The 24,240-nt window shown below is 39.5% G+C and carries 24 protein-coding genes; 14 read left to right on the top strand and 10 right to left on the bottom strand.

The window, feature by feature from the left end:
- Window positions 1–247 precede the first annotated feature (247 nt).
- Complete coding sequence (locus tag FL972_RS04670; RefSeq protein WP_317129922.1) at window positions 248–916, top strand: hypothetical protein; 669 nt, start codon at window positions 248–250, stop codon at window positions 914–916.
- A 37-nt stretch (window positions 917–953) separates the two neighbouring features.
- Here the strand turns inward: FL972_RS04670 and FL972_RS04665 are convergent, their stop codons facing one another.
- From FL972_RS04665 to FL972_RS04650, 4 genes are read right to left on the bottom strand one after another with little or no spacing between them, the layout of a single operon-like run.
- On the bottom strand, window positions 954–1,691 hold the full coding sequence (locus FL972_RS04665; RefSeq protein WP_144603918.1) for a 3-keto-disaccharide hydrolase: 738 nt from the start codon (window positions 1,689–1,691) through the stop codon (window positions 954–956).
- A 4-nt stretch (window positions 1,692–1,695) separates the two neighbouring features.
- Window positions 1,696–2,121: a c-type cytochrome gene (locus FL972_RS04660; protein WP_091655417.1), complete on the bottom strand. Its 426-nt coding sequence runs from the start codon at window positions 2,119–2,121 to the stop codon at window positions 1,696–1,698.
- A 24-nt stretch (window positions 2,122–2,145) separates the two neighbouring features.
- Window positions 2,146–3,198: a sugar phosphate isomerase/epimerase family protein gene (locus tag FL972_RS04655; protein ID WP_091655416.1), complete on the bottom strand. Its 1,053-nt coding sequence runs from the start codon at window positions 3,196–3,198 to the stop codon at window positions 2,146–2,148.
- Window positions 3,199–3,226: 28 nt separating this feature from the next.
- Window positions 3,227–4,396, bottom strand: a complete 1,170-nt coding sequence (locus tag FL972_RS04650) for a Gfo/Idh/MocA family protein (RefSeq protein ID WP_144603917.1) — start codon at window positions 4,394–4,396, stop codon at window positions 3,227–3,229.
- Window positions 4,397–4,633: 237 nt separating this feature from the next.
- Here FL972_RS04650 and FL972_RS04645 point away from each other — a divergent pair, with 237 nt between their 5' ends.
- From FL972_RS04645 to FL972_RS04630, 4 genes are read left to right on the top strand one after another with little or no spacing between them, the layout of a single operon-like run.
- Window positions 4,634–5,866 carry a nucleoside permease gene (locus FL972_RS04645; protein ID WP_144603916.1) on the top strand — a complete coding sequence of 411 codons (1,233 nt, stop codon included), beginning with the start codon at window positions 4,634–4,636 and terminating at the stop codon, window positions 5,864–5,866.
- On the top strand, window positions 5,866–6,744 hold the full coding sequence (locus tag FL972_RS04640) for a hydroxypyruvate isomerase family protein (RefSeq protein WP_144603915.1): 879 nt from the start codon (window positions 5,866–5,868) through the stop codon (window positions 6,742–6,744). The genes FL972_RS04645 and FL972_RS04640 overlap by 1 nt, the downstream gene beginning before the upstream one ends.
- 26 nt (window positions 6,745–6,770) lie before the next feature.
- The gene (locus FL972_RS04635) at window positions 6,771–8,450 is read left to right on the top strand and encodes a GMC oxidoreductase (protein ID WP_091655412.1); all 1,680 of its coding nucleotides are present in this window, start codon (window positions 6,771–6,773) and stop codon (window positions 8,448–8,450) included.
- 17 nt (window positions 8,451–8,467) lie between these two features.
- On the top strand, window positions 8,468–9,028 hold the full coding sequence (locus tag FL972_RS04630) for a gluconate 2-dehydrogenase subunit 3 family protein (protein WP_144603914.1): 561 nt from the start codon (window positions 8,468–8,470) through the stop codon (window positions 9,026–9,028).
- Between the two features lie 33 nt (window positions 9,029–9,061).
- Here the strand turns inward: FL972_RS04630 and FL972_RS04625 are convergent, their stop codons facing one another.
- Window positions 9,062–9,682, bottom strand: a complete 621-nt coding sequence (locus FL972_RS04625; protein WP_250161283.1) for an MCP four helix bundle domain-containing protein — start codon at window positions 9,680–9,682, stop codon at window positions 9,062–9,064.
- 105 nt (window positions 9,683–9,787) lie between these two features.
- Window positions 9,788–10,540 carry a glycoside hydrolase family 16 protein gene (locus FL972_RS04620; protein WP_250161282.1) on the bottom strand — a complete coding sequence of 251 codons (753 nt, stop codon included), beginning with the start codon at window positions 10,538–10,540 and terminating at the stop codon, window positions 9,788–9,790.
- 132 nt (window positions 10,541–10,672) lie between these two features.
- Here FL972_RS04620 and FL972_RS04615 point away from each other — a divergent pair, with 132 nt between their 5' ends.
- Both FL972_RS04615 and FL972_RS04610 read left to right on the top strand, forming a co-directional pair.
- Window positions 10,673–10,870, top strand: a complete 198-nt coding sequence (locus tag FL972_RS04615; RefSeq protein ID WP_144603912.1) for a CsbD family protein — start codon at window positions 10,673–10,675, stop codon at window positions 10,868–10,870.
- Window positions 10,871–10,984: 114 nt separating this feature from the next.
- Window positions 10,985–12,148: a homogentisate 1,2-dioxygenase gene (locus tag FL972_RS04610; RefSeq protein WP_144603911.1), complete on the top strand. Its 1,164-nt coding sequence runs from the start codon at window positions 10,985–10,987 to the stop codon at window positions 12,146–12,148.
- 34 nt (window positions 12,149–12,182) lie between these two features.
- On the opposite strand, the gene FL972_RS04605 is transcribed toward FL972_RS04610, so the two are convergent.
- Both FL972_RS04605 and pafA read right to left on the bottom strand, forming a co-directional pair.
- The gene (locus FL972_RS04605; RefSeq protein WP_144603910.1) at window positions 12,183–12,596 is read right to left on the bottom strand and encodes a transposase; all 414 of its coding nucleotides are present in this window, start codon (window positions 12,594–12,596) and stop codon (window positions 12,183–12,185) included.
- Window positions 12,597–12,730: 134 nt separating this feature from the next.
- The gene (gene pafA, locus FL972_RS04600) at window positions 12,731–14,359 is read right to left on the bottom strand and encodes an alkaline phosphatase PafA (RefSeq protein ID WP_144603909.1); all 1,629 of its coding nucleotides are present in this window, start codon (window positions 14,357–14,359) and stop codon (window positions 12,731–12,733) included.
- Window positions 14,360–14,471: 112 nt separating this feature from the next.
- Between pafA and FL972_RS04595 the strand changes: the two genes are divergently transcribed.
- On the top strand, window positions 14,472–16,070 hold the full coding sequence (locus FL972_RS04595) for an aminopeptidase P N-terminal domain-containing protein (protein ID WP_144603908.1): 1,599 nt from the start codon (window positions 14,472–14,474) through the stop codon (window positions 16,068–16,070).
- A 161-nt stretch (window positions 16,071–16,231) separates the two neighbouring features.
- Entirely contained in the window at window positions 16,232–16,621 is a 390-nt protein-coding gene (locus tag FL972_RS04590; RefSeq protein WP_144603907.1) for a GxxExxY protein, read from the top strand.
- Between the two features lie 47 nt (window positions 16,622–16,668).
- Here FL972_RS04590 and FL972_RS04585 read toward each other — a convergent pair whose 3' ends face one another.
- Window positions 16,669–17,316, bottom strand: a complete 648-nt coding sequence (locus FL972_RS04585) for a carboxypeptidase-like regulatory domain-containing protein (RefSeq protein WP_186299996.1) — start codon at window positions 17,314–17,316, stop codon at window positions 16,669–16,671.
- Between the two features lie 107 nt (window positions 17,317–17,423).
- Between FL972_RS04585 and FL972_RS04580 the strand changes: the two genes are divergently transcribed.
- The 4 genes from FL972_RS04580 to FL972_RS04565 all read left to right on the top strand — a co-directional run bounded on the left by FL972_RS04580 (window position 17,424) and on the right by FL972_RS04565 (window position 21,547).
- The gene (locus FL972_RS04580) at window positions 17,424–17,807 is read left to right on the top strand and encodes an ArsR/SmtB family transcription factor (RefSeq protein WP_091655403.1); all 384 of its coding nucleotides are present in this window, start codon (window positions 17,424–17,426) and stop codon (window positions 17,805–17,807) included.
- A 5-nt stretch (window positions 17,808–17,812) separates the two neighbouring features.
- Window positions 17,813–18,508, top strand: coding sequence for a YjjG family noncanonical pyrimidine nucleotidase (locus FL972_RS04575; RefSeq protein WP_144603906.1), 696 nt, complete (start codon window positions 17,813–17,815; stop codon window positions 18,506–18,508).
- Window positions 18,509–18,579: 71 nt separating this feature from the next.
- Window positions 18,580–20,217, top strand: a complete 1,638-nt coding sequence (gene pruA / locus FL972_RS04570; RefSeq protein WP_144603905.1) for an L-glutamate gamma-semialdehyde dehydrogenase — start codon at window positions 18,580–18,582, stop codon at window positions 20,215–20,217.
- A 175-nt stretch (window positions 20,218–20,392) separates the two neighbouring features.
- On the top strand, window positions 20,393–21,547 hold the full coding sequence (locus tag FL972_RS04565; protein WP_144603904.1) for a hypothetical protein: 1,155 nt from the start codon (window positions 20,393–20,395) through the stop codon (window positions 21,545–21,547).
- Window positions 21,548–21,719: 172 nt separating this feature from the next.
- On the opposite strand, the gene fabG is transcribed toward FL972_RS04565, so the two are convergent.
- Window positions 21,720–22,466: a 3-oxoacyl-[acyl-carrier-protein] reductase gene (gene fabG, locus FL972_RS04560; protein WP_144603903.1), complete on the bottom strand. Its 747-nt coding sequence runs from the start codon at window positions 22,464–22,466 to the stop codon at window positions 21,720–21,722.
- Between the two features lie 295 nt (window positions 22,467–22,761).
- On the opposite strand from fabG, the gene lpdA reads away from it, so the two are divergent.
- Window positions 22,762–24,159, top strand: coding sequence for a dihydrolipoyl dehydrogenase (gene lpdA / locus FL972_RS04555; protein WP_144603902.1), 1,398 nt, complete (start codon window positions 22,762–22,764; stop codon window positions 24,157–24,159).
- Window positions 24,160–24,240: the final 81 nt, after the last annotated feature.

Genomic DNA, 24,240 nt, shown 5'->3' with positions numbered 1-24,240 from the left:
GGGCTCGAACCCAGGACCCTAACATTAAAAGTGTTATGCTCTACCAGCTGAGCTACGGAATCATTAGTGAGATTTGACGTTTTTTAACGCTTTTTTCTCTGTTTTTATCTTTTCAAATCGACTTCCTAACCTTGCTTTTTGTTAGATCATTGCCGTAATTGGACTGCAAATTTATGACTCTGATTTATAAATGCCAAACTCAAATTCAATCTTTCTCGCAAAACTTTTATTATTTTTCACAATACTCTTGCAAAGTATTCATTGTCAGGCTGATGTAAATGACCTTCAAAAAGCAGATTCTTTGTTTGAGCTTCGAAGTTACAAGGAAGCCATGGAAATTTATGTTCCAAACTATCAATCCGGGCTTTATTCTCCTTCAATGCTCCTGAAAATGGCCTTCATTGCAGAAGGTATGGGAGATAAAGAGCAGGCTACTCTCTACTTGAGTAAGTATTACGATCAAAGCCCCAATTCACAGACCATTTCTAAAATCAAAAGTCTGACTGGTCAGACTACTTTATATGGCTATGAAGTCAGTGACGGTGGACGTTTCCTTTTATTTCTGGTAGATTACAAGGAAATCATTGTGGGCCTTCTTTCCTTATTTTTGGTTTTTTCTATGATTACTACCTGGTGGACTGGAAGAAAAGAAGAAAAATCTACCTCTTATTGGCCTACAGTTTTGTTGATTTGCTCCATATTCTTGGTGAATAATTTCTTAAAAGGCCCTTCAACTGGTTTAATTACTCATAGCCCTACATTCATCGTGTCTAAGCCTACTGCTGGTGGAGAATTAGTGGATCAAGTTGAACCTGGTCACCGGATAAAAATTAAGTCCAGTAAGGACATTTGGTATGAAATTGAATGGAAAGACAAAATAGCTTACGTTAAAAAAGAGCACACTACTAGATTATAATAAAAAAGGCCTCTATTTAATTTAGAGGCCTTATTTCTTAGAGCTTTTTCAGCATGATATTTCGGTAGTGAACCACATCACCGTGATCCTGAAGAGCTATTCTGCCTTTTTTGTATTTGCCGAAGCCAGGCATGTCTTTAAACTTGCTGTCAGCAATTAAGGCTTCCCATTCAGGTGTCCACATAGTTGTTTCTACTACATTGACTCCATTAAGAACCAAAGTAAGATTCCCGTTATCAGCAATAATTTCAGCTTGGTTCCATTCTCCAGCTGGTTTTACCGTTTCCTCCTTACTTACAATTAAGTCATAAAGATCGCCTGCTCTATGGCTGATGATCTTTGCGTCAGGATGGCCTTCATTATCCAAAACCTGCATCTCAGGGCCTGTCTGCCAGCAGTAGTCGTATTCTGGAGATTCATGCACGAAGAAAATGACCCCGCTATTTCCATTTGGAGCAATCTTCCATTCGTATTTCAGGTGAAAATTCTCAAATTCCTCGTCAGTAACGATATCTCCCCCGTCTCCTGTTTGCCATCCGTCTTTATTAGCAGCGTCCAAATAAAGAGCTCCATCTGCTACTTTCCAGGCTTTTCCTACTTCACCGCCACCATACTTATGCCAGCCACTGAAGGTTTGTCCGTCAAATAGACTGATCCACTCATCAGCAGGTGCCTCAGCTACAACTTCTGTATTTTCGGTATCTTCTGTTTTTTGACCAGAACAGCCGATCATTAGACCGGCCGCCAAAGTCATTATCCAATAACTTTTTTTCATTTTCTTATTTTTTCAAAAGCAAAACATATCTCACCATATCCTTGGCATCTTCCTCACTCAATCCTGGATGCGCTGGCATTGGTACCTCTCCCCAATTTCCAACACCACCATTGATGACTTTCTGAGCAAGCATAGCTACATTTTCTTCGGTGCTTTCATATTTTGCCGCTACATCTGCGTAAGAGGGCCCTACAATTTTTCTTTCCACCATGTGGCAAGACTGACAGTCGGAAGCCTTAATTTTCTCCAAGCCTTTGATGTATATCGGATCATCCTGGTATTTTTCTTCTAAACTGATCTCTTTCGCTGGTTCTGGTGCAGCAGCTGTTTCGGTGGCTGCGCTCTCAGAAGATTTTTCTCCCCCTCCACAAGCAAAGGCTAATCCTGCCAATGCCAACATTCCAAGGCTTAATGGTTTTGTAATTTTCATGTTAAATTGATTAAATATGGTTTTCTAAATTCCTAAAATCTTTTTGTTGAAGGATTCATCTGCTCCAGTACCGGCAAAATCATCAAAAGCCTTCTCCGTTACCCGGATAATGTGAGCGTCAATAAATGGAGCACCTTCAGCTGCACCTTGCTCAGGATGCTTGATTGCACATTCCCATTCTAATACTGCCCATCCATCAAAATCGTATTGCGAAAGTTTGCTAAAAATTCCGCCAAAATCAACCTGTCCATCACCTAAAGATCTGAATCTTCCAGCTCTTTCTACCCATCCTTGGAAACCTCCATAGACACCTTGTTTTCCGGTAGGGTTAAATTCGGCATCTTTTACGTGAAACATTTTGATTCTATCATGATAGAAATCAATAAACTGCAAATAGTCCAAGCACTGTAATACAAAATGGCTTGGATCATAAAGGATATTTGCTCTCTTGTGGTTATTGACTTTTTCCAAAAACATTTCAAAAGTAATTCCATCATGCAAATCCTCTCCTGGGTGCAATTCATAACAGACATCCACCCCATATTTGTCAAATTCATCCAGGATAGGAGTCCATCTTTTTGCAAGTTCCGTGAATCCAGTGTCTACTAGTCCCGCTGGTCTTTGGGGCCAAGGGTAAACAGTGTGCCACATCAATGCGCCAGAGAAGGTGGCATGCGCAGTCAATCCAAGGTTGTGAGAGGCCTTAGCAGCATATTTTAACTGCTGGGTAGCCCATTCAGTTTTTCCTTTAAGATCTCCTTTGAGATTGGCAGGAGCAAAGCCATCGAATAATTCATTGTAAGCTGGATGAACAGCTACAAGCTGTCCTTGAAGATGGGTAGAAAGCTCGGTGATTACCAAGCCGGCTTCTTCTACGGTACCGGCAACTTCATCTGCATAAGTTTTACTTTCAGCTGCCTTTTGAAGGTCTATCATTCGAGCGTCCCATGATGGAATCTGAACACCTTTATATCCCAGATCTGCCATGTAATGACAGATGTTTTTCAGGTTATTAAAAGGAGCTTTGTCATCAGCAAACTGTGCAAGAAAAATTGCAGGTCCTTTGATCGTTTTCATTTTTATAAAGGTTTTTTAGGTTATGAGTTTACTTTTCTACTATAAATGGAGTCCATTTGGTTTCTGATTGGGTGCTTGCCAATACATGGTCAATGAATGCCATTCCTCGGATTCCATCTTCAATTCCTGGATAATCTTCCCATTCTGCTTTAGGAGTTTGTCCTGCTCTTTCAGCGTAGATACATCTTGCGAAATTCCTGTACAAATTTGCAAATGCTTCTACATAGCCTTCAGGGTGTCCTGCGGGAGTTCTGGTGTTTTCCTGAGCCAATGAACCCAAATACCCAGTTCCTGCTCGGAAAATCTGAGCTGGTTGATTAGGGTATCTAACAATCAGGCTGTTATTATCCTCTTGCTGCCACTCTATTCCTCCCTTGTCTCCAAATACACGGATTTTAAGATTATTTTCTAAACCAGTATCTGTTTGTGAGGCCATCAAGACTCCTGAGGCTCCATTATCAAAACGCATGAGTACCACGCCGTCATCATCAATAGGTCTTCCTTTTACTTTGATATACAGATCTGCACATAGCTTTTCCATTTTCAAGCCTGAAACATACTCTGCTAAGTGGAAAGCATGGGTTCCAATATCTCCCATGCAGCCTGCCAAACCATTTCTTTTAGGGTCTGTTCTCCATTCTGCCTGCTTGTTATCTTCAGTTTCCAGTAGTTTGTAGAGCCATCCCTGAGGATATTCCACATATACTTTCCAGACTTTGCCGATTTTACCCTCTTCGATCATTTGCTTTGCCTGCTTAATCATAGGATATCCCGAATAGGTATGCGTTAAGAGGAATCTTTTGCTGCTGGATTTTACCACATGATATAACTCTTTTGCTTCTTGGTAATTCAGCGTGAGAGGTTTGTCCAATACAACATGAAAGCCTGCTTTAATGGCTTTCACGCATGGGTCAAAGTGTACATTATTAGGGGTAACGATGACGATCACATCGATTCTTTTCTCTTCAGGAAGCTGTAATTCCTTTTCGATCATTTCATCATAGCTTCCATAAACTCTGCTAGGATCTAGCATCAGTTCTTCACCTCTTTGCTGGGATTTCTCCGGATTGGAAGAAAAAGCTCCGGCGGCTAATTCAAAAAGACCATCCATCAGAGCGCCATTTAGGTGGATTGCTCCAATGAAAGAGCCGGGTCCGCCTCCGATTAAACCGATCTTGAGTTTCTTGTTAGTTGACATAGGTCAGGTGTAGGTTTTCAGGTTATTTTTCTTGAAATAATTGATTCTAGTGCAAAAAATCCTCACATCTTAGACCGAATTAGAGGATTAATTGATCAGTAGTTGCATCAAGTTATGAGTGGCTTTGCCAAAACTTTTAATCGCCTTATTTCACAAAGTCAAAGGACTTGCTTAAAATACGGTAAAAAGCCCAAATTCTAAACAATCCTCCCAATTTCCATCTAAATCCCCCAGTATATGGCAGCTTTGATTAAAGTTCGATTGTCCTTGATGATGTTTCTCGAGTTTTTTGTCTGGGGGTCTTGGTATGTTACAATGGGGACATTTTTAGGAGCGAATCTAGGTGCTAGAGACCAGGAGATTTCTTTGGCATTTTCCACTCAATCCTTTGGGGCCATCATTGCCCCTTTTGTAGTGGGGTTAATAGCTGACAGGTATTTCCATGCGCAGAGAATTTTGGGCGTTATTCATTTGATAGGTGCTGTCCTGATGTATTTCCTATACCAAAGCCAAGATTTTAGCGAGTTTTTTCCAATTCTATTAGCCTACATGATTTTATTCATGCCTACTCTGGCTTTGGTCAATTCCATTTCATTCAACCAAATGCTGAATCCGGCTAAAGAATTTTCCGTGATCCGCGTTTGGGGGACTATTGGATGGATAGCTGCAGGCATTTTAATTTCTGCTTTCGCCTGGGATAGTCAGGCCGGATTGGTTGATGGTTTACTGAAAAATACCTGGTTGATGGCGGCAATAGTTTCGCTGATTTTGGGGATTTTCAGTTTTACACTCCCTCATACTCCTCCTAAAGCAAAAACAGAGGGGGATTTCAAACTTTCAGAAGTTTTGGGATTGGATGCATTATCCTTACTGAAGGATAGAAATTTTGCCATATTTTTTCTTTCCTCCATCTTAATTTGTATCCCATTGGCATTTTATTATCAAAATGCCAGCCCTTTTCTAACAGAAATAGGAGTAGAAAACTCAACAGGAAAAATGACAATAGGTCAGATTTCCGAGGTCTTATTCATGCTAGCCCTTCCCATTTTCTTCTCTAGATTCGGAATTAAAAAGACATTAATTGTAGCTATGTTAGCCTGGGCATTGAGGTATGTTTTCTTTGCTTTTGGAAATGCGGATGAGGGCGTTTGGATGCTTTTGGTGGGAATAGCTCTTCATGGTGTTTGTTATGACTTCTTTTTTGTCAGTGGACAGATTTACACCGATGCTCATGCAGGGGAAAAATTCAAATCTTCTGCTCAGGGATTGATTACTTTAGCTACTTATGGAATTGGAATGCTTATTGGCTTTTGGGCGGCAGGCATCATATCCGATTTTTACCTTTTATCAGAAGGAAATCATGATTGGAAGTCTATTTGGTTAATTCCTTCTGGTATTTCAGTTCTGGTTTTACTATTTTTCATGTTCCTTTTTAAGGATGAAAAAATTAAACCTCAAAATAACCTCTAATGTCCAAACCTATTAATCCCGGAAGAAGGGAAAGCTTTAAGAAAGTTTTGTTGGGAGGTGCTGCATTGGGCACTCTCAGTTCCTTCGAATTTAATGAAAAGAAAAATCTCCCTCTGAAAGGAAATATCAACCATGGAGTTTGTCTTTGGTCTATGAGGCCGTTGACTCTGGAGGAGCTTTGTGTTGGAGCAAAAAGCTTAGGCATTAAAGGAATAGATATCATTGGACCATCTACTTGGGATACCCTTAAAAAATACGACTTGGAATGCTCCATGTGTAATGGGGCAGAGATAAGCATTGCTGATGGCTGGAACGATCCGAAGTTTCATGATCAATTGGTGAAAAATTATCTAGAGATCATTCCTATAGTAGCTAAGTATGGGTTCAAAAACCTAATAGCCTTTTCTGGAAATAGAAGAGGTATGGATGATGAGACAGGGTTGGAAAATTGTGTCACTGGCCTAAAAAAGGTTTTGGCAGAAGCCGAAAAGCATGGGGTAATCATTCAGATGGAATTATTGAATAGCAAAGTGGACCATAAAGATTATATGTGTGATAAATCCCCCTGGGGAGTTGAGCTTTGCAAAAGGTTGGATAGCGAGAACTTTAAATTGCTGTATGATATCTATCATATGCAAATAGATGAAGGAGATGTTATAAGGACCATTCGCAACAACCACCAATACTTTGGTCATTATCATACAGCCGGAAATCCAGGAAGGAATGAGTTGGATGAAAATCAGGAGATTTATTATCCGGCAATTATGAAGGCTATCGTGGAAACAGGCTACAAAGGCTTTGTTTCACATGAATTTATCCCAAAATCAGAAGATAAACTTGCTGCGCTTGGCCAGGCGGTGCAGGTCTGTGATGTATAAAATTAATAAACCAAAAAACCATATTTATGGCAAATCAATCGTATGATGCAATCGTAGTTGGGTCAGGGATTAGTGGCGGATGGGCTGCTAAAGAGCTGACGGAGAAGGGGCTGAAAGTATTGCTCCTGGAGAGGGGACCTAACGTAGAGCACGTAAAGGACTATAAGACTGCCACACTTCCCCCTTGGGAAGTTCCACATAGAGGACGTAGAACCCAAGAAATGTTGGAGAATCATCCCAATCTTAGAAGGGATTATGTTTTAAATGAATTAAATCTAGACTGGTGGGCTCACGAAAGTGACTCTCCCTATGTAGAAGAAAAGCCTTTTACTTGGTTCAGAGGATATCAAGTAGGTGGGCGTTCTTTATTGTGGGGTAGACAGTCTTATAGATTGGCAGATGTAGATTTTGAGGCAAATGCCAAAGAAGGAATCGCCGTGGATTGGCCAATCAGATATAAGGATTTAGCTCCATGGTATTCTTATGTAGAAAAATTCGCAGGTATTTCCGGCAATAAGGATGGGTTGGATATTCTACCTGATGGTGAGTTTATGCCTCCTATGCCAATGAACTGTGTCGAAAAGGATGCAGCAGAAAGAATCAAGGCTCACTACAAGGGAGCTAGACATTGGATCATGGGCCGTCCGGCGAATATCACTCAGCCATTACCGGGAAGAGTAGGCTGTCAATATAGAAATAAGTGCTCTTTAGGATGTCCTTTTGGAGGATATTTCAGTACTCAGGCCTCTACTTTGCCAGCAGCAGTAGCTACCGGTAATTTGACTCTAAGACCATGGTCTATTGTCAGAAGATTGATTTATGATAAAGATACACAGAAGGCCACTGGAGTAGAAGTGCTAGATGCTGAAACAAATCAAACAGTGGAGTATGATGCAAAAATCATCTTCCTATGTGCTTCAGCTTTTAACTCAACGGCAATTTTGATGAGAACTGCCACCGATATTTGGCCTGGCGGATTAGGTTCCAGTTCAGGAGAACTAGGCCACAATGTAATGGATCATCATTTCCGTTTGGGTGCCAGAGGTACGATCGATGGATATGAGGACAAATATTATTTTGGTCGAAGACCTACTGGGCTTTATATCCCAAGATTTAGAAACCTAAATGGAGAAAAAAGAGATTACCTGAGAGGTTTCGGATACCAAGGAGGTGCAAGTAGAAGTGGATGGAATAGAGATGTAGCTGAATTAAACTTCGGGGCACCAATGAAAGAAGCTTTAACAGAACCAGGACCGTGGAGTATTGGGTTCACCGCTTTCGGAGAAATCCTTCCTTATCATGATAATCATATTCGATTGAGTGATTCTGTAAAAGATAAATGGGGCATGGAGGCATTGGTGATGAATGCCGAGATCAAAGAGAATGAGAAAAACATGCGAAAAGATATGATGGCGGATGCGGCTGAAATGTTGGAAGTAGCAGGTTTTAAAGATGTTCAAACCTATGATTCAGGCTATACTTTTGGACAAGGTATCCACGAAATGGGAACAGCAAGGATGGGTAGAGATCCAAAATCTTCTGTTTTGAATGGGAACAACCAAGTGTGGGATGCGAAAAATGTATTCGTAACTGATGGTGCTGCGATGACTTCTGCTGCTGCACAAAACCCTTCACTTACTTATATGGCTATGACAGCTAGAGCTGCTGCTTTTGCAGTGGAAGAGTTGAAAAAGCGTAATCTCTAATTCTAAAAGACAAAGACATGACTATGAATAGAAGAGACGCATTGAAGAGCGTCGTATTGATGATGGGAGGGACTATGGTTGGTGCAACAGCCATCTTAACTGGATGTTCTCCTGATAAGCAAATTGAAGGCTTGAATTTCGGTCCTGATGACATTGCATTTCTAGATGAATTGGGAGATACAATTATTCCTGAGACAGATACCCCTGGTGCCAAAGCAGTTGGCATTGGTTCCTTTATCGTCATGATGGTTAAGGATACCTATAATGCTGACCAACAAAAAGCCTTTGTGGACGGATTGAATATGATTCGCAAGGAATTTAAATCTGAAAAAGGGACGGATTTTGTAGGCGCTCCGGCAGAGGACAGACTGGCTTACCTTAATGGGCTCTATGAGCAATACAAAACCTCAGAAAATAAAGAGCCTCAAGTGATCAATATGCTTCGGGATTTAACGGTTTTGGGTTACTTCTCATCTGAAATAGGAGCTACTCAGGCATTGAATTATGTAGAAGTGCCTGGAAGATACGATGGCTGCATAGATTACAATAAAGGCGATAAGGCCTACGCAATAGGGTAAAAATAAAAAAGCCTGCTTCAAAGCAGGCTTTTTTTATATCATTCCTTTCGTTTCTTCTGATTTCCGAAAAACCAGAAGAAATAATACCACAATTAAGATGATTAGTAATGCTACTTCAAATTGAGCCCAGATTTGAGAACGGTTGATCATCACCTTAGCTTTACTGATTAATTTCTCTCCCTCGACCATTTGAATCTTACTTAGGTTATCCAAATCACGTCTCGCTTGCGATATTTTTTGATCATAGAGTTTGACTTGATTTCTATTGACCCCAGCACTATCTGTATACAGTAAGTCGTAGCTTTTGATACTTAGATCATTGACAATGATTTTTTTGAAATCTCCCAAAAGCTCAGATTCCTGCTCCGTTAGTTTAGTAGCCTCAAAATCTTCTACTATTTGAAGAATGGCCTTCTCGTTGGATTCTATTTCATCGATCACTTTGGAATAATCATAGTCCAAATTACAATGGTCAATTAACTTTTGTATCTGAAAGAGACCTTCAGAAATCTGAAAGATATATCCCTCCACTAATAAACGGTCATTGTAGACTTCGGTAAATGTGGAACTTATATCTCTAAATGACCTTCTCTCAATTAGATTTTTTGCATATATCAATAATAATAAGACACTTATGATGAGAAGGGCTCTCATTTTCCGTCTTTTCAGGGAGTAATCTTGCATAGAGATAGTATCACTAACGATTTATATTTGTCAGTTTAGGAAAAGTTCGAGATTTTCCCAAGTAATTGAGCAGTCTTATTCTTGCGTTGGTTTGTATTCATAGACGCGAATGTAGTCGATTTCCATTCTTTGTGGCCAAATGTTTGCATCTACGCCCTCTTTTCCTCCCCAATTTCCTCCAACAGCAATGTTCAAAATAATATGGAAAGGCTGAGAAAATGGCCACTCTTCAGGCCCACCTCCGGTGTTTTCAAAGGTGAAGTAAAGCTGATCATCAATAAAGAAGTCTATCTTTTCTTCACCCCAATCAATTGCATAGGTATGGAATTCAGAATTGAAGGTGTCAACTTGCCTTTGAGCTCCCTTCTGAGTGCCTTTGACATGATTGAAGGATTCGGTATGAACTGTCCCATGAACAACTCCCGGATCATATCCTACATGTTCCATGATATCTATTTCTCCGTTTTTTGGCCAGCCTCCGTAGCGGTTTTCATCTGCGAGCATCCAAATTGCCGGCCATGTGCCTTTCCCTTCTGGTAATTTGGCCCTTACTTCAATATATCCATATTGCCAGCTAGCCTTTTTCTTACTCACTAATCGGGCAGAGGTATAACCTTTGGGATAATCTGAATCTTTATGTGCCTCAATGATCAATTTTCCATTTTCAACTCTGGCGTTTTTTAATTCCTCCTTGGTGTAAAATTGCAATTCTCTGTTCCCCCACCCATGGTCTCCTACATCATAAGACCAGCTGCTGTCAGCAGGAAATCCTTCATAATTAAATTCTTCATTCCAAAGTAATTTTTGGCTAAAACCTTGAGTGGACATTAGGAAAAATAGGTTTAATGTGATAAGTCGATTTATTACGTGATTCTTCATTTACTATTTAGGTATGAAACTATTTTACATATTTTCCGTCATATAATATGTAATCTTTTTATAACGAAAACCATTTATTTTATGTCATTGCAACTTAAAGGAAACTGGAATCAAATTAAAGGTCAATTAAAGCAGAAATATGCTCAACTTACTGACGACGACTTAAAATTCACAGAAGGTCAGGAAGATGAAATTTTAGGGCTATTGCAAGAGAAGACCGGTGAAAAAATCGAGAATTTAAGACAAATGATTTTTGAGGAAGACTCTCAAAATAGTTGATCAAAGATAACCAATTTGGTGGAGGTCAGTTGTATATTCAGCTGACCTTTTTTTATCTGGTAGTTTCAAGCTTGATTATTCAATTGTAACTTGCCCTCATAAACCCAAATAGTCATGGCATATTATCACAGATTAGGATCCATTCCGCCAAAAAGACACACTCAATTCAGACAGCCGGATGGAAGTTTGTATAAGGAAGAGCTAGTCAGTTCTAAAGGTTTTTCAGGAATCTATTCAAATTTATATCACATTTACAATCCAAATGAGGTGAAATCCATAGGTCAACCCAAGCCCTTTAAATGGCAGGTTGCTGACCAACATGGTTTAAACCAAACACATCTAAAAACTTCTGGAGTTGAATTTACAGGTGAAGATTACCTGGATGCCAGGAGGATGCTGATGATGAATAATGATGTGATGATGGGAATATGCTCTCCCAAAAAGCGTAAGATGGATTATTATTTCAAAAACGCTGACGGAGATGAGCTATTATATATCCATGATGGTGAAGGAATAATGTATTCTCAATTCGGGAAACTTGAATTGAGAAAAGGTGATTACATCGTGATTCCTCGAACAACCATTTACAGGCTTGAATTTAAAGAGGAAGGTCCATTGCGTCTTTTGGTGATCGAATCACACGGTCCAATTGAGACAGTTAAACGCTACAGAAATGAAGTAGGACAATTGTTGGAACATTCGCCTTACTGCGAAAGAGATATACGCCCACCCCATGAGCTTCATATCGAAAAGGATAAGGGAGATTACCTTGTTCAAATCAAAAAGCAGGGAATGCTTCATCAATATTCCTATAATCACAGTCCTTTGGATATCGTAGGTTGGGATGGGTATCTCTATCCTTATGCATTGTCTATTTATGATTTCGAACCTATAACAGGAAGAATACATCAGCCACCACCCGTACATCAGACGTTTCAAGCTTGGGGTTTTGTGATTTGTTCCTTCGTGCCGAGATTGTTTGATTACCATCCATTAGCAATTCCGGCACCATATAATCATTCAAATATCGATTCTGATGAGGTCTTATATTATGCCGAAGGAGAGTTTATGAGTAGAAAAGGCATTGACAGAGGTTCATTTACAATTCACATGGGAGGTTTGCCGCATGGACCTCATCCGGGAACAGTTGAAAAATCAATTGGCGCTAAATCCACAGAAGAATATGCAGTAATGTTAGATACATTTAAACCGCTGCAAATAACCACGGATGCATTGGAGTTTGTAGATAAAAACTATCCGATGAGTTGGTCGGAATAAAAATTTAAAGGCTGGTTAATAGATCAGCCTTTTTTTATAAGCCCAAAAATTTCAATTCCTCTTTCAAAGAAATTTCCTTGTGCTTAATGTCTTGCCTTTCGATCAGACTTTTTTCCACGGAAAGGCGATTCAAACTAACAGAGTGCGCATGGTAATCACTCTCCCATTCTAAAGTATCTGGATCGAATCCTTCTTGTCTTAATCGCTGTGAAATCAATTCTTGAATCTGTTCTGCTAGTTGATTGACAGAAAGGTTTTCTGGCAGCTTGATTAACATGTGAAAATGATCTACGAGAACACAAAAAGTGCCATGCTGATCTGGGATAGACGCGATGAAATCCCCAAGCCCTTGTTTTATTATATCCACTTTCAGTGAATCTATTGAGGGTTTGTGGCCTTTGGTACTAAAAACCAAATGCGTCCATATTTCGGAGTGTGAGTGGCGCATATTTATAAATGAAAGAATTGAATTTAAGGATTAAAGAATTTTTTAAAAAGTTTTTCAGATTTTGTTTTCATTAATTACCAATAAAAAATCCCAGAATTGTACTATTCTGGGATTTTGTTTAGGCTTTGGTTTTTCTAGTCAAACAATTCATGGATCGGCTGTCCGGTTGCTCCATTTGGAAGTCGGATATTCAATAGCATCGAAAGGGTAGGAGCTATGTCGGTGACTGTAGCATATCGAGTGCTTTCTCCGGATTTTACTCCCCATCCAAAAAATACGATAGGAACGTGAGTGTCATAGGTGAATCCAGTTCCGTGTGAAGTACCTCTTGCTCCACCAGTCAACCAAGATGGTTCCAAAATAATTAATAGGTCCCCAGAAGCTTTATGATTATAACCCATCTGCAATAAATGGGGCCTATGCTGGGTAAAAGCTGTACTTCTCATTGCTGAGGCAGTATAAACCTCTTTTATCCCATTGTACCTTAAGAGGAAGTTTGCTAGCTGTTCCTGAATATCGTCCAGCTCCAGCTCTTTTTCTTGGATCAACTCATGGTTCAGAAAAATCTGATCGTTCGATCCGTTTAAGATCCAATTACCTTCTCCATACTTCACGGTCATATATCCTCTTGCCTGACCTAAAATATACCCGAAATTCAAATTTCCCGCTGGTACTCTTTCACTTTCCATGTAGGTAGCAATGTCTGCCACGCCATGATCTGCAGAAAGAAATACCAAGTAATTTCCTTTACCATAAGTTTTGTCGAGGTAGTTTAAAAACTGTTCAATTTCCAGATCAAGTCGCAGATAATTATCTTCCAACTCTTTTGAAGTAGGTCCAAATCTGTGCCCTATATAATCGGGAGATGAGAAACTAACCGCCAAAAAATCGGTCTCTTTTCCCATTCCTAATTTTTCACCTTCTATAGCAGCATATGCAAACTCCAAAGTCAAAGTATTCCCAAATGGAGTGGCGGCAATCAAACCATAGTTCCCGTTGTTTTCTCTCAATTCAGGAAGATTATAGGGGAAAGTTGGAGTCTCTTTCCCGATAAAGGGTGCCTCAAATTCATTATTATCATCAATGCTATTGATATATGAATCTGCAGAATATAGGGGTTGCCAAGTTTGGTTTAGTAAGGAATCAGGGCGTTTTAAAGCGTTAAAATTACTTACCCATGTCGGAAGTTCTGACTTGTAATAAGTAGAAGTCATAAACTCTCCATTATCGCTGTCAAACCAATAGGCATCTCCAAGATGACCTGCAGGTAAACTTGCCCCACGATCTTTGATGGCGATTCCAACAACCTTTGAGCGCTTATTTGTGGCAAACCTCAATTCATCGGTTATAGTTGTTGTAAGCAGATTTCTCGGACTGATTTGACCACTCATGACTGTTCCTCCCACATTACTCACAGTAGAGTCCTCTGCACAATAGATCATTTTATTCTGCCTTCTTACATACCAATTATTCCCTATGATTCCATGGGTAGCTGGTGTAGTTCCGGTATAAACTGAAGCATGTCCAGGCCCAGTGTAGGTAGGGATGTAATTATAATGCCCATTTTTCATCATATAACCCTCGGAGGCTAACCTTTTAAATCCTCCATCTGAATAGCGGTCGGCAAACTTGTAGAAGTATTCTTGCCGCATTTGATCGACAATGATTCCAACCACGATTTTGGGTTTTTCTGCCTGCTGCTGAGCAAATAATGCCAGAGAAAAAAGCATGGAAAATAGTAGGGCAAAACTTATTTTTTTCATTTTAATAATCTTTAAGCTACCAAAGATAAGCATATGAGGCTTTTAAAGGATTAAGACTTTGTTAAATGGCTAAAAGAATAGACATTGTAACCAAAGAATAAATTCCCTTTATATGAAAAAACTCACGTTCCTTTTTCTCTTTTTGAGTGTTTCTTGGTGCTCTTTTTCCCAATCGTATTTTCAGGATGGTCTTTCAGCTGAATGGCATAGATCCAGAAGAGATGCTCTTAAAGAATTAATGCCGGTTAATTCTGCAGCTGTGATTTTTAATAACCCTGTGAAAAACCGTTCCAATGATGTTGATTTCATCTATCATCCTAATACAGATTTTTACTATCTGACTGGATTGAGAGAACCTAACTCTGCTTTGGTTATTTTCTCAGAACCTAGAGAAATCAATGGAAAAAAAGTGGATGAGGTAATCTTTGTTCAGCCTAGAGATCCAAGGGCAGAAATGTGGAATGGGAAACGATTAGGAGTTGAAGGAGTCAGAGAAAAGCTTGGCTTTCAGGAAGTATTTCTTTTTGAGGAATTTGTTAAGTCTCCATACATAAATTTCGCTTCAATAGATAAAGTCCTTTCTTTCAATTTAAACGAAGATATTGAAGGAGGAAGTAGTAATGCGCCATTGAAGAGGATGATTAATTCCTTTAAAAAAGCAGCTTCCTATCCCGAGGAAGCTTCAGAGGCTAAATTGCAGCTTTATGAATTAATCAGAGCCACAGATATTGAAAATTCGGCCAATGTAGCGCAAGTAATAGGAAGATATAGACAGCGTTTTCCTGAAGTAGCCGATGACCAAGTAATTAAAGACTTTTTGGCAGCGGATACTCCGGAAAAGAGGATGGCTGTGAAACAAAAAGTGCCTAACTCTAAGACAGATATTTTTGCTCTAGCTCAGATGATGGATGTGTTGAGAGAAGTTAAAACTGAAGAGGAATTGGTTCTATTGAAAAAGGCTGTCAAAATATCTGCAATAGGTCAAATTGAGGTAATGAAGGCAACTAAGGTGGGCATGTCTGAGCGGGAAATTCAAGGAATCCATGAATTTATATACAAAAGGTATGGAGCTGAAAATGTAGGATATCCATCCATAGTGGGAGGAGGAAATAATGGCTGTATTCTACATTATATAGATAATGATATGAAGCATGTCAATGAGCGTTTATTGCTGATGGATTTGGGTGCTGAATGGAGGGGTTATACTGCAGATGTAACCAGAACCATACCGGTTAGTGGAAAATTTAACGAAGAAGAAAAGGCTATTTATGAATTGGTTCTAAAGGCTCAGGATGCCGGAATTGCGTTATGTAAGCCAGGCGTAGAATTCGGTCAAATCGGTCAAGTAACTCGCCAAATTATCGATGAGGGGTTAGCAGCCTTAGGAATTATCAAGCCTGGACAGAGACATAATTATTTCCCCCACGGCACTAGTCACCACTTGGGCTTAGATGTACACGACCGAGGAGGTTATGGTGCATTAAAAGAAGGTGTGGTACTTACTGTAGAGCCTGGGATATATATTCCTGAAGGAAGTGACTGTGATCCAAAATGGTGGGGAATTGCAGTAAGAATTGAAGATGATATTTTGGTGACCTCCGGTGATCCTATCAATTTGTCCTCTGATGCTCCAAGAACTATTGCTGCTATTGAGGAAATGATGCGGATTCCGAGCGTCTTGGAAAACTGGGTGCTCCCGGAAATTGAATAATAACTCCCGCAAAGAATAGAAGAATGCAAAGTTATTGAGAGTATAATTATTTAAGTGATTATAAGTAGATATGGAATCAGTTTTAATTGATTCCATATTTTTTTACTAGTTATCTTAGTGAAAAAGAAAGAAATTAATTTTTTGAAACCTAATTTTTTAAGATGACAGAAAATCAAATCTCAAAAATAATTTTAGACTCGGCCTTCGAAGTTTATTTTAAGTTAGGTCCTGGATTACTCGAATCCATTTATGAAAGAATCCTTGCAAAGGAGCTAAGAGAAAAAGGTTTAGAAATTCAAACTCAGGTTCCAGTTCCGGTTTTTTGGAAAGGGGAAGAAATTGGATTAGGCTATCGAGGAGACCTTTTAGTGAATGGAAAGGTGTTGGTTGAACTTAAGTCGGTTGAAAAAATTCTCCCTATTCATCCAAAGCAGTTGAAAACCTACTTAAAGGTATTGGACCTTAGGTTAGGCCTTCTTATAAACTTCAATGAAGTAAAGCTTGTAAATGGAATTGTAAGAGTTGTAAATGGACTTAAAGAATCTTCATAATCCTTCAATTCACCTTTGCCCCTTTTAATCTTTGCGGGAGATTGAATTTAATTACGGCTTTTCAAGTCGCCTCTCTTGATCGACCGAATAAACTGTGCCCAAGCGAATGGATCTAGCAACCTCAACGGTCTAGGCCCATATATATCCTGGTTTTGTTGCATCACACCCTGTTGGAAGTATCGGAAATTTTCATTTCCTGATGCAGGCATGGACTCAGCCCATCTCAATAACATTTCAGGACTCATATTAGCTCTGGAGATGGACATTGGATCCACCACATTCATTGCCAAAACAGCTTTTTTGAATTCATCCTCAGTTGGATAAGGCATTACTTCTACTTCTGCCAATGCAATCTCATCTACCTCCATGGTAAGAATAAGGCTAATCCTATCATTTTCCACATTATCAGGAACTTTGAAAGTCTGTCTTTTTAGGCCGATGAAGCTGAAAACTATGCTATCTCCTTCTAAAACTGGCATCGAGAAGTAACCAAAACGACCACTGCTTGTGCCACGACCTTTTTTGGGTACATATACGTTTACCCCCGGAACAGCATCGGTACTGTCAGCGTTTAGGATGACACCGGATAACTGAATCACCTTTCTTTCACGCTCTTGGGCATGAACAGACGAGAAGGAAAAAAGAAATCCTACAAAAAGTAGCGATAGAAATGGGAGTAAAATTGAATTCTTCACAAATAAATAACTTATTGGACGGCCAAAGGTTGGCTTTTGGATGCGATAATACCCTAATTTCGGGTGATTTTTTATTTTCACCGAGAAATAAGCGTTAAATCTTACTAATGCGACTCAAAAATATCAGTTTAAATTATGGTTTGCGAATCTTCAAGGCTCTCAGTGAAGAACCTCGGGTAAGAATTATTCATCTATTAATGTTGAATAAAGAGCTGACCATCTCAGATTTGGAGCATATTCTTGACTTTACTCAAACCAAAACCAGCCGTCATTTGATTTATTTAAAGAACGCAGGTCTTCTGGGAAGTCGAAGGGTAGACCAATGGATGTTTTATTACATTTTAGAAGAGTACCTTGAAATCATTCAGCAGATTTTTAAGTTTATTCAAAAAGATCCCAACTTAATTCGCGATCAGGAAACATTTGAAATTCTCAAATCTAACCGGGAGCTTGCTATCAATAAAATTCAGAATAACCAATACAGAAAATAGACCCCTTGAAAACTTACCAACATTTATTCTTCGACCTAGACCATACACTTTGGGATTATGATAAAAATGTCACCGAGTCTTTAGCTGAGCTATATGAGCACTACAGTTTGGTGGAATTAGGTATCCCTAGCTTCCAGCATTTTTTTGACTCTTTCCATGCAGTCAATTTTCAGTTGTGGGACTGGTATAATGTGGGGAAAATTGATAAGGTCAATCTCAGAAAGGAGCGCTTTCCTAGAATATTTTCTCATGCAGGAGGCAGGGCGGAGGCCATTCCTCAAGAGTTTGAAGAAGATTTCATGCATCGTACTTCCTCAAAATCCCATGTTTTTCCATATTCTAAAGAAATTTTAACCTATCTGAAGGAAAAATATAGAGTACATGTGATTACGAATGGGTTCAATGAGTCCCAGGCAAAGAAAATGAAATCTTCAGGTCTGGACGTGTTTTTTGAATTAGTAGTGACTTCTGAGACTACCGGACATAAAAAGCCTGATCCAAGAATTTTCCATTATGCATTGGATCAGTTGAAAACCCAAGCAGAGCATTGCCTGATGATTGGAGATAATCCTAACTCTGATATTTTAGGAGCTCAAAATGCCAATATTGATCAAGTTTATTTCAACCCTGAAGGGAAGGCTATAGAATTAAAGCCTACTTATGAAATTAAACATTTGCAGGAGTTAGAATCCCTTTTGTGAGCAAAATCCCTTTCTCTTAGCGGGGGATGACTTATCTTTGAAAATCAGAAATCATATAAACACCAAATAGTATGTTAAAAGGATTTTTCAGCGTACCGACTCCTGTCAATGAGCCGGTAAAATCATATGCTCCGGGAAGCCCAGAGCGAAAAGAGTTACAGGCAGCTTTGAAAGAAGCAAGGTCCAAGCAAGTGGACGTGCCTATGTATATCGGAAGTGAGGAGGTACGTACCGGAAAAACCAGACCCATGTCTCCTCCTCATGATCACCAGCATATTTTAGGACATTTCCATGAAGGAGACGCATCCCACGTCGAGCAGGCTATTAATGCAGCATTGGGAGCCAAAGAAGCTTGGGAAAACTTAGCATGGGAACAAAGAGCTGCTATTTTCTTGAAAGCTGCAGATTTATTGGCTGGACCATATCGTGCAAAAATCAATGCTGCGACGATGTTGGGTCAATCCAAAAATGCCATGCAAGCAGAAATCGACTCGGCTTGTGAATTCATTGACTTTTTGAGGTTCAATGTGAAATACATGACCGAAATTTACGCTCAACAACCGCCTGTGTCCGGAAATGGAGTATGGAATAGAGTAGAGCAGCGGCCGCTTGAAGGTTTCGTTTTTGCCTTGACTCCTTTCAATTTCACGGCAATTGCTGGGAACCTTCCAACATCCGCGGCGATGATGGGCAATACCATCGTATGGAAGCCAGCCTACACGCAGATCTATTCTGCTCAGGTATTAATGGAAGTTTTCAAGGAAGCAGGTGTACCAGATGGAGTGATCAATTTGATTTATGTGGATGGACCTACCGCTGGAGATATCATTTTCAAGCATCCTGATTTCGCCGGAATCCACTTTACTGGTTCTACAGGGGTTTTCCAGCACATTTGGAAAACTATCGGCGAAAACATCCAGCTTTATAAATCCTATCCAAGAATTGTTGGTGAAACAGGTGGAAAAGACTTTGTATTAGCCCATAAATCTGCTGATGCGAAGGCAGTTGCAGTAGGATTGGTGAGAGGTGCTTTTGAGTATCAAGGGCAGAAATGTTCAGCTGCTTCAAGAGCATATATTCCATCTAATCTTTGGGAGGATGTGAAAAAGTATATGCTGGAAGATTTGGCCAGCCTGAAAATGGGTGGAACAGAAGACTTCACTAACTTTATCAATGCCGTTATTGACGAAAAGTCATTTGATAAAATCGCTAAGTATATAGATAATGCAAAGGCTGCGGAAGGGGTGGAAATCATTGCAGGCGGAAAATATGATAAGTCTAAAGGTTACTTCATCGAACCGACTGTAATCTTAACGCAGGATCCGATGTATACCACCATGTGTGAAGAGATTTTCGGACCGGTTTTATCCATTTATGTTTACAATGCAGAGCATTTCGAAACTGTTTTGGAATTGGTAGATCAAACCTCGCCTTATGCCTTGACGGGAGCCGTTTTCTCTCAGGATAGATATGCGATTGAGTTGGCAAGTACCAAGCTGAGAAATGCAGCCGGAAACTTCTACATCAATGACAAGCCAACCGGTGCTGTAGTTGGTCAGCAACCATTTGGTGGAGCTAGAGCATCCGGAACCAATGATAAGGCTGGTTCCATGATTAACTTACTACGCTGGGTATCTCCTCGCACGATTAAGGAAACATTCGTGTCTCCAACCGATTATCGATATCCGTTTTTGGGTAGCGACCTTTGAGGTTTCTAAAACCCCGAAGGTCTTATTGAAACAAATCATTCAAGTTTCGAAAACCTTCGAAATCCCAAAGACTTCAAAGGTTTAAAGAGCCTCGGTTCCTAATTTTCGGGATCGGGGCTTTTTTATTTCAATATTATGAAATAATTTAGTTTAATTATGTAATATAAATAGAGATATGAATAAAATAATTTTTATACTTTTTCTTTGGACTTTTTTTTCCTGTGGACCTGAAAAATCTACCAATGTATTTCAAGGAGATTTGGAAGAATTTGTTGTTGACAGTTTGAGTTTTGAGCGAAAAAAGGGAGTTGGATTTATGGGATTTCATAAAACGACTATTCGAAATGGGAAAGAGTTACTTTATACCAAACAGAATGAGACTTTTCAATTTTTTGATGTTCGATCAGGTAGAAGAATTGATTTCCTAACTATTCCTACTGAAGGACCCAAAGGGATTAAAGGAAGAGCTGAAGTTGGAGGATTTTTGGAGGATGATATGTTGTTGATTACAAACTCAACGGGAAATACAAATATTTACTTCAGGGACACCTTGATGACTACCTTCAGACGTGAGATGGATTCCTTTGCAAATGGAAGGTATATTTATCTCGGTGATGCTAGAAATTCTTTTCATTCACTTCCATCTGGAAACTTTGAATTAACCTTCAACCCATTTGAATTTATGGCCATTCGAGAGGGAAGAGATGGCTTAGATTTGAGTTTTACTTCCTGGATTGGCGAATTTGATAGAAATGGGAAGGTTATTTGCGAGTCAGATTTTCTTGCTCCATACGATAAGAGTTTTGGAGAGTCTACTCAGGGTGGAAAGTTGGTTAGAATGGTGGAAGAAGGGGAATCTTGGGCGATGTTTCCTTATTCTGACTCATTGTATCAAATCAAAAATTGTGAAGTAATTCAAAGACTAAAGCTGAATTCTCTTTCTTCCATTTATTATTTCCCTGAAAAATATGAGGGAAACAAGAATTCAGGAAGGTGGGTTAAGCCGGAGGATGGAGCTTCTAATCTATATCTGATCAAAGATGTTAGCACAGGTTTATTTATAAGATTTATCCATTTGAGAGAGAAAAGAAATGAAACCGACAAAGTTGATTTACATCAAAAGATGGTTTCGAAGGAGGTTACCTATTTAATGCTTATTTATGATGAGGATTGGAAGCTTTTAGCAGAATTGGAACAGGTGTATTATCCCGGGACTAAATTTGAAAATTTGTTCAGCACTTCCGAAGGTCTTTTTATCAACAAACCCGAGCAAAAATCCGAAGACGAGTATGAGTTTTACAAAATCGATTTGAGTCAATTTCGGAATTGAGTTAATAGTTTCTCACAGATTCCCACAGAAGGAGTCACAGATTTCTACGAATAGAATTGTTGTAGAATTTCTGTGAAAATCTGTGTTTTTAATCTGTACTTATCTGTGGGAAAAACAAAAAAACGACTGAATCTCCTCAGCCGCTCGTAATTCGTAAATCTAAAATCGTAAATCAGGTATACATCGCCCCATTCACATGTAGCACCTGTCCTGAAATATAAGTACTCATATCTGAGCCCAAGAAAACACAGGCATCCGCAATTTCTTCAGGCTTTCCGCCACGCTTCATAGGAATAGCATCTCTCCATCCTTGTACTGTTTTTTCATCTAATACTTCGGTCATCTCCGTTTCGATAAATCCAGGAGCAATCGCATTGCATCTGATATTTCTGGAACCCAGTTCCAATGCAACTGACTTGGTAAATCCAATGATCCCCGCTTTGGAAGCTGCATAGTTGGCCTGACCGGCATTTCCTTTGGCACCCACGACTGAAGTCATATTGATGATGGAGCCAGACTTTGCTTTCATCATGGTGCGGGTAGCAGCCTTCACAGTATTGAAGCAGGATTTTAAGTTTACATTCATGATTTCATCCCATGATTCTTCAGTCATTCTCATCAACAAGTTATCTCTTGTAATACCCGCATTATTGATTAAAACGTCTAAAGTTCCGAATTCAGCAACAACTGCATTGACCAAGTCTTCTGCTGCTTTGAAATCGGAAGCATCGGATCTATATCCTTTTGCTTTGATGCCAAAGCCTGCCAATTCTGATTCTAAAGCCTGTCCTTTTTCAACAGAGGATAAAAATGTAAAAGCCACATTAGCGCCTTCTTGTGCAAATCTAATGGCAATTGCTCTTCCAATTCCTTTGGAAGCTCCGGTGATCAAAGCTGTTTTTCCTGAAAGTAAACCCATGAATAGTAAAATTTTGTTTGGTCAAAATTAGGAAAAAAGCTGTAAGAATCTTTTGTATGTAAGGCAACAATTAATTTTTCGCTGATTTTCAAGGAATACAACTGATAATTCAAATGATTTAAAAATTTTATAAATGTGATCTTAGTAAGAGCAGGATTTCATTTGGAAATATGCTTTTGGGTTCTAAAAGAAGTCTTTTTAAACCTGTTTGATCCAAATAATCCAAATTTTTTTCTGAACCCAAAAGGCCTATTTTTGCATAGTTTCAAATCGTTATTAAACAAGTATATAAGATATGTCTTCGACCAAATTTGATTTAATTGTTTTGGGAAGCGGTCCAGGTGGTTATGTTGCCGCCATTCGAGCTTCTCAGTTAGGACTGAAAACTGCCATCGTAGAGGCTGAAGAGTTGGGAGGGATTTGTTTGAATTGGGGCTGTATTCCGACCAAGGCTTTATTAAAAAGTGCACAGGTTTTTGAATACATCAACCACTCTGCTGATTACGGTATCACGGTGAAGGATGCCAAAGCTGATTTTGAAAGAATGGTCAAAAGAAGTCGCGGTGTGGCAGACGGAATGAGCAAAGGCGTACAGTTCCTGATGAAAAAAAACAAAATCGAAATCATCGTAGGTTGGGGCAAGATTCAGCCTGGTAAAAAGGTCGAAGTAGCAGATAAGGACGGAAAAAAGACAGTTTACTCTGCGGATAATATTATCATCGCAACGGGCGCAAGATCCAGAGAATTACCTTCCATGAAGATTGATGACAAAAAAATCATCGGCTACCGAAAGGCCATGACTTTGGAAAAGCAGCCAAAGAAAATGGTGGTCGTAGGCTCTGGCGCAATCGGAGTTGAGTTTGCCTATTTTTACAACTCAATTGGCACAGAAGTAACCATTGTAGAGTATTTGGATAGAATTGTGCCTGTGGAGGATGTGGAAGTTTCCAAGGCTTTGGAAAAAACTTATAAAAAGGCAGGGATGAAGATCATGACATCTTCTGAAGTTACTGCTGTTGATACCAAGGGTACTGGATGTAAAGTGACTGTAAAAACTTCCAAAGGAGAAGAAACTTTAGAATGTGATGTAGTGCTTTCGGCAGCTGGAGTAGTATCCAATTTGGAAAACTGCGGATTGGAAGATGTAGGGATTTTGGTAGAAAAAGGGAAAATCAAAGTAGATGAGTACTACAAAACCAATATGCCTGGTTACTATGCGATAGGAGACGTAGTTCCGGGTCCGGCTTTGGCGCACGTTGCCTCAGCGGAAGGAATCATCTGTGTGGAGAAAATCGCAGGACATAATCCAGAGCCATTGGATTACAACAATATCCCAGGTTGTACCTACTGCTCACCAGAGATAGCTTCAGTTGGTTATACCGAAGCAAAAGCAAAAGAGGCAGGATATGAAGTAAGAATAGGTAAGTTCCCTTTTTCAGCTTCTGGGAAAGCTTCCGCAGCCGGTGCGAAAGACGGATTTGTGAAATTGGTTTTTGACAAAAAATATGGAGAGCTACTAGGGGCCCATATGATCGGAGCTAATGTGACTGAAATGATTGCTGAAATCGTTGCTATCCGTAAATTAGAAACTACCGGTCATGAATTGATCAAGACCGTTCATCCTCACCCAACTATGTCTGAAGCAGTGATGGAAGCTGCGGCAGCTGCTTATGATGAGGTCATTCATTTGTAATGCAAAAAATATCTAGTATTTTGGCACCAGGCTTAAACAAAAGTCTGGTGTTTTCTTTTTTACCAATTCAACCAACCGCGT

This window comes from Algoriphagus algorifonticola, from assembly GCF_007655305.1.
GTDB classification, from domain to species: domain Bacteria; phylum Bacteroidota; class Bacteroidia; order Cytophagales; family Cyclobacteriaceae; genus Algoriphagus; species Algoriphagus algorifonticola.
This window is presented reverse-complemented; position numbering and strand designations above follow the sequence as displayed.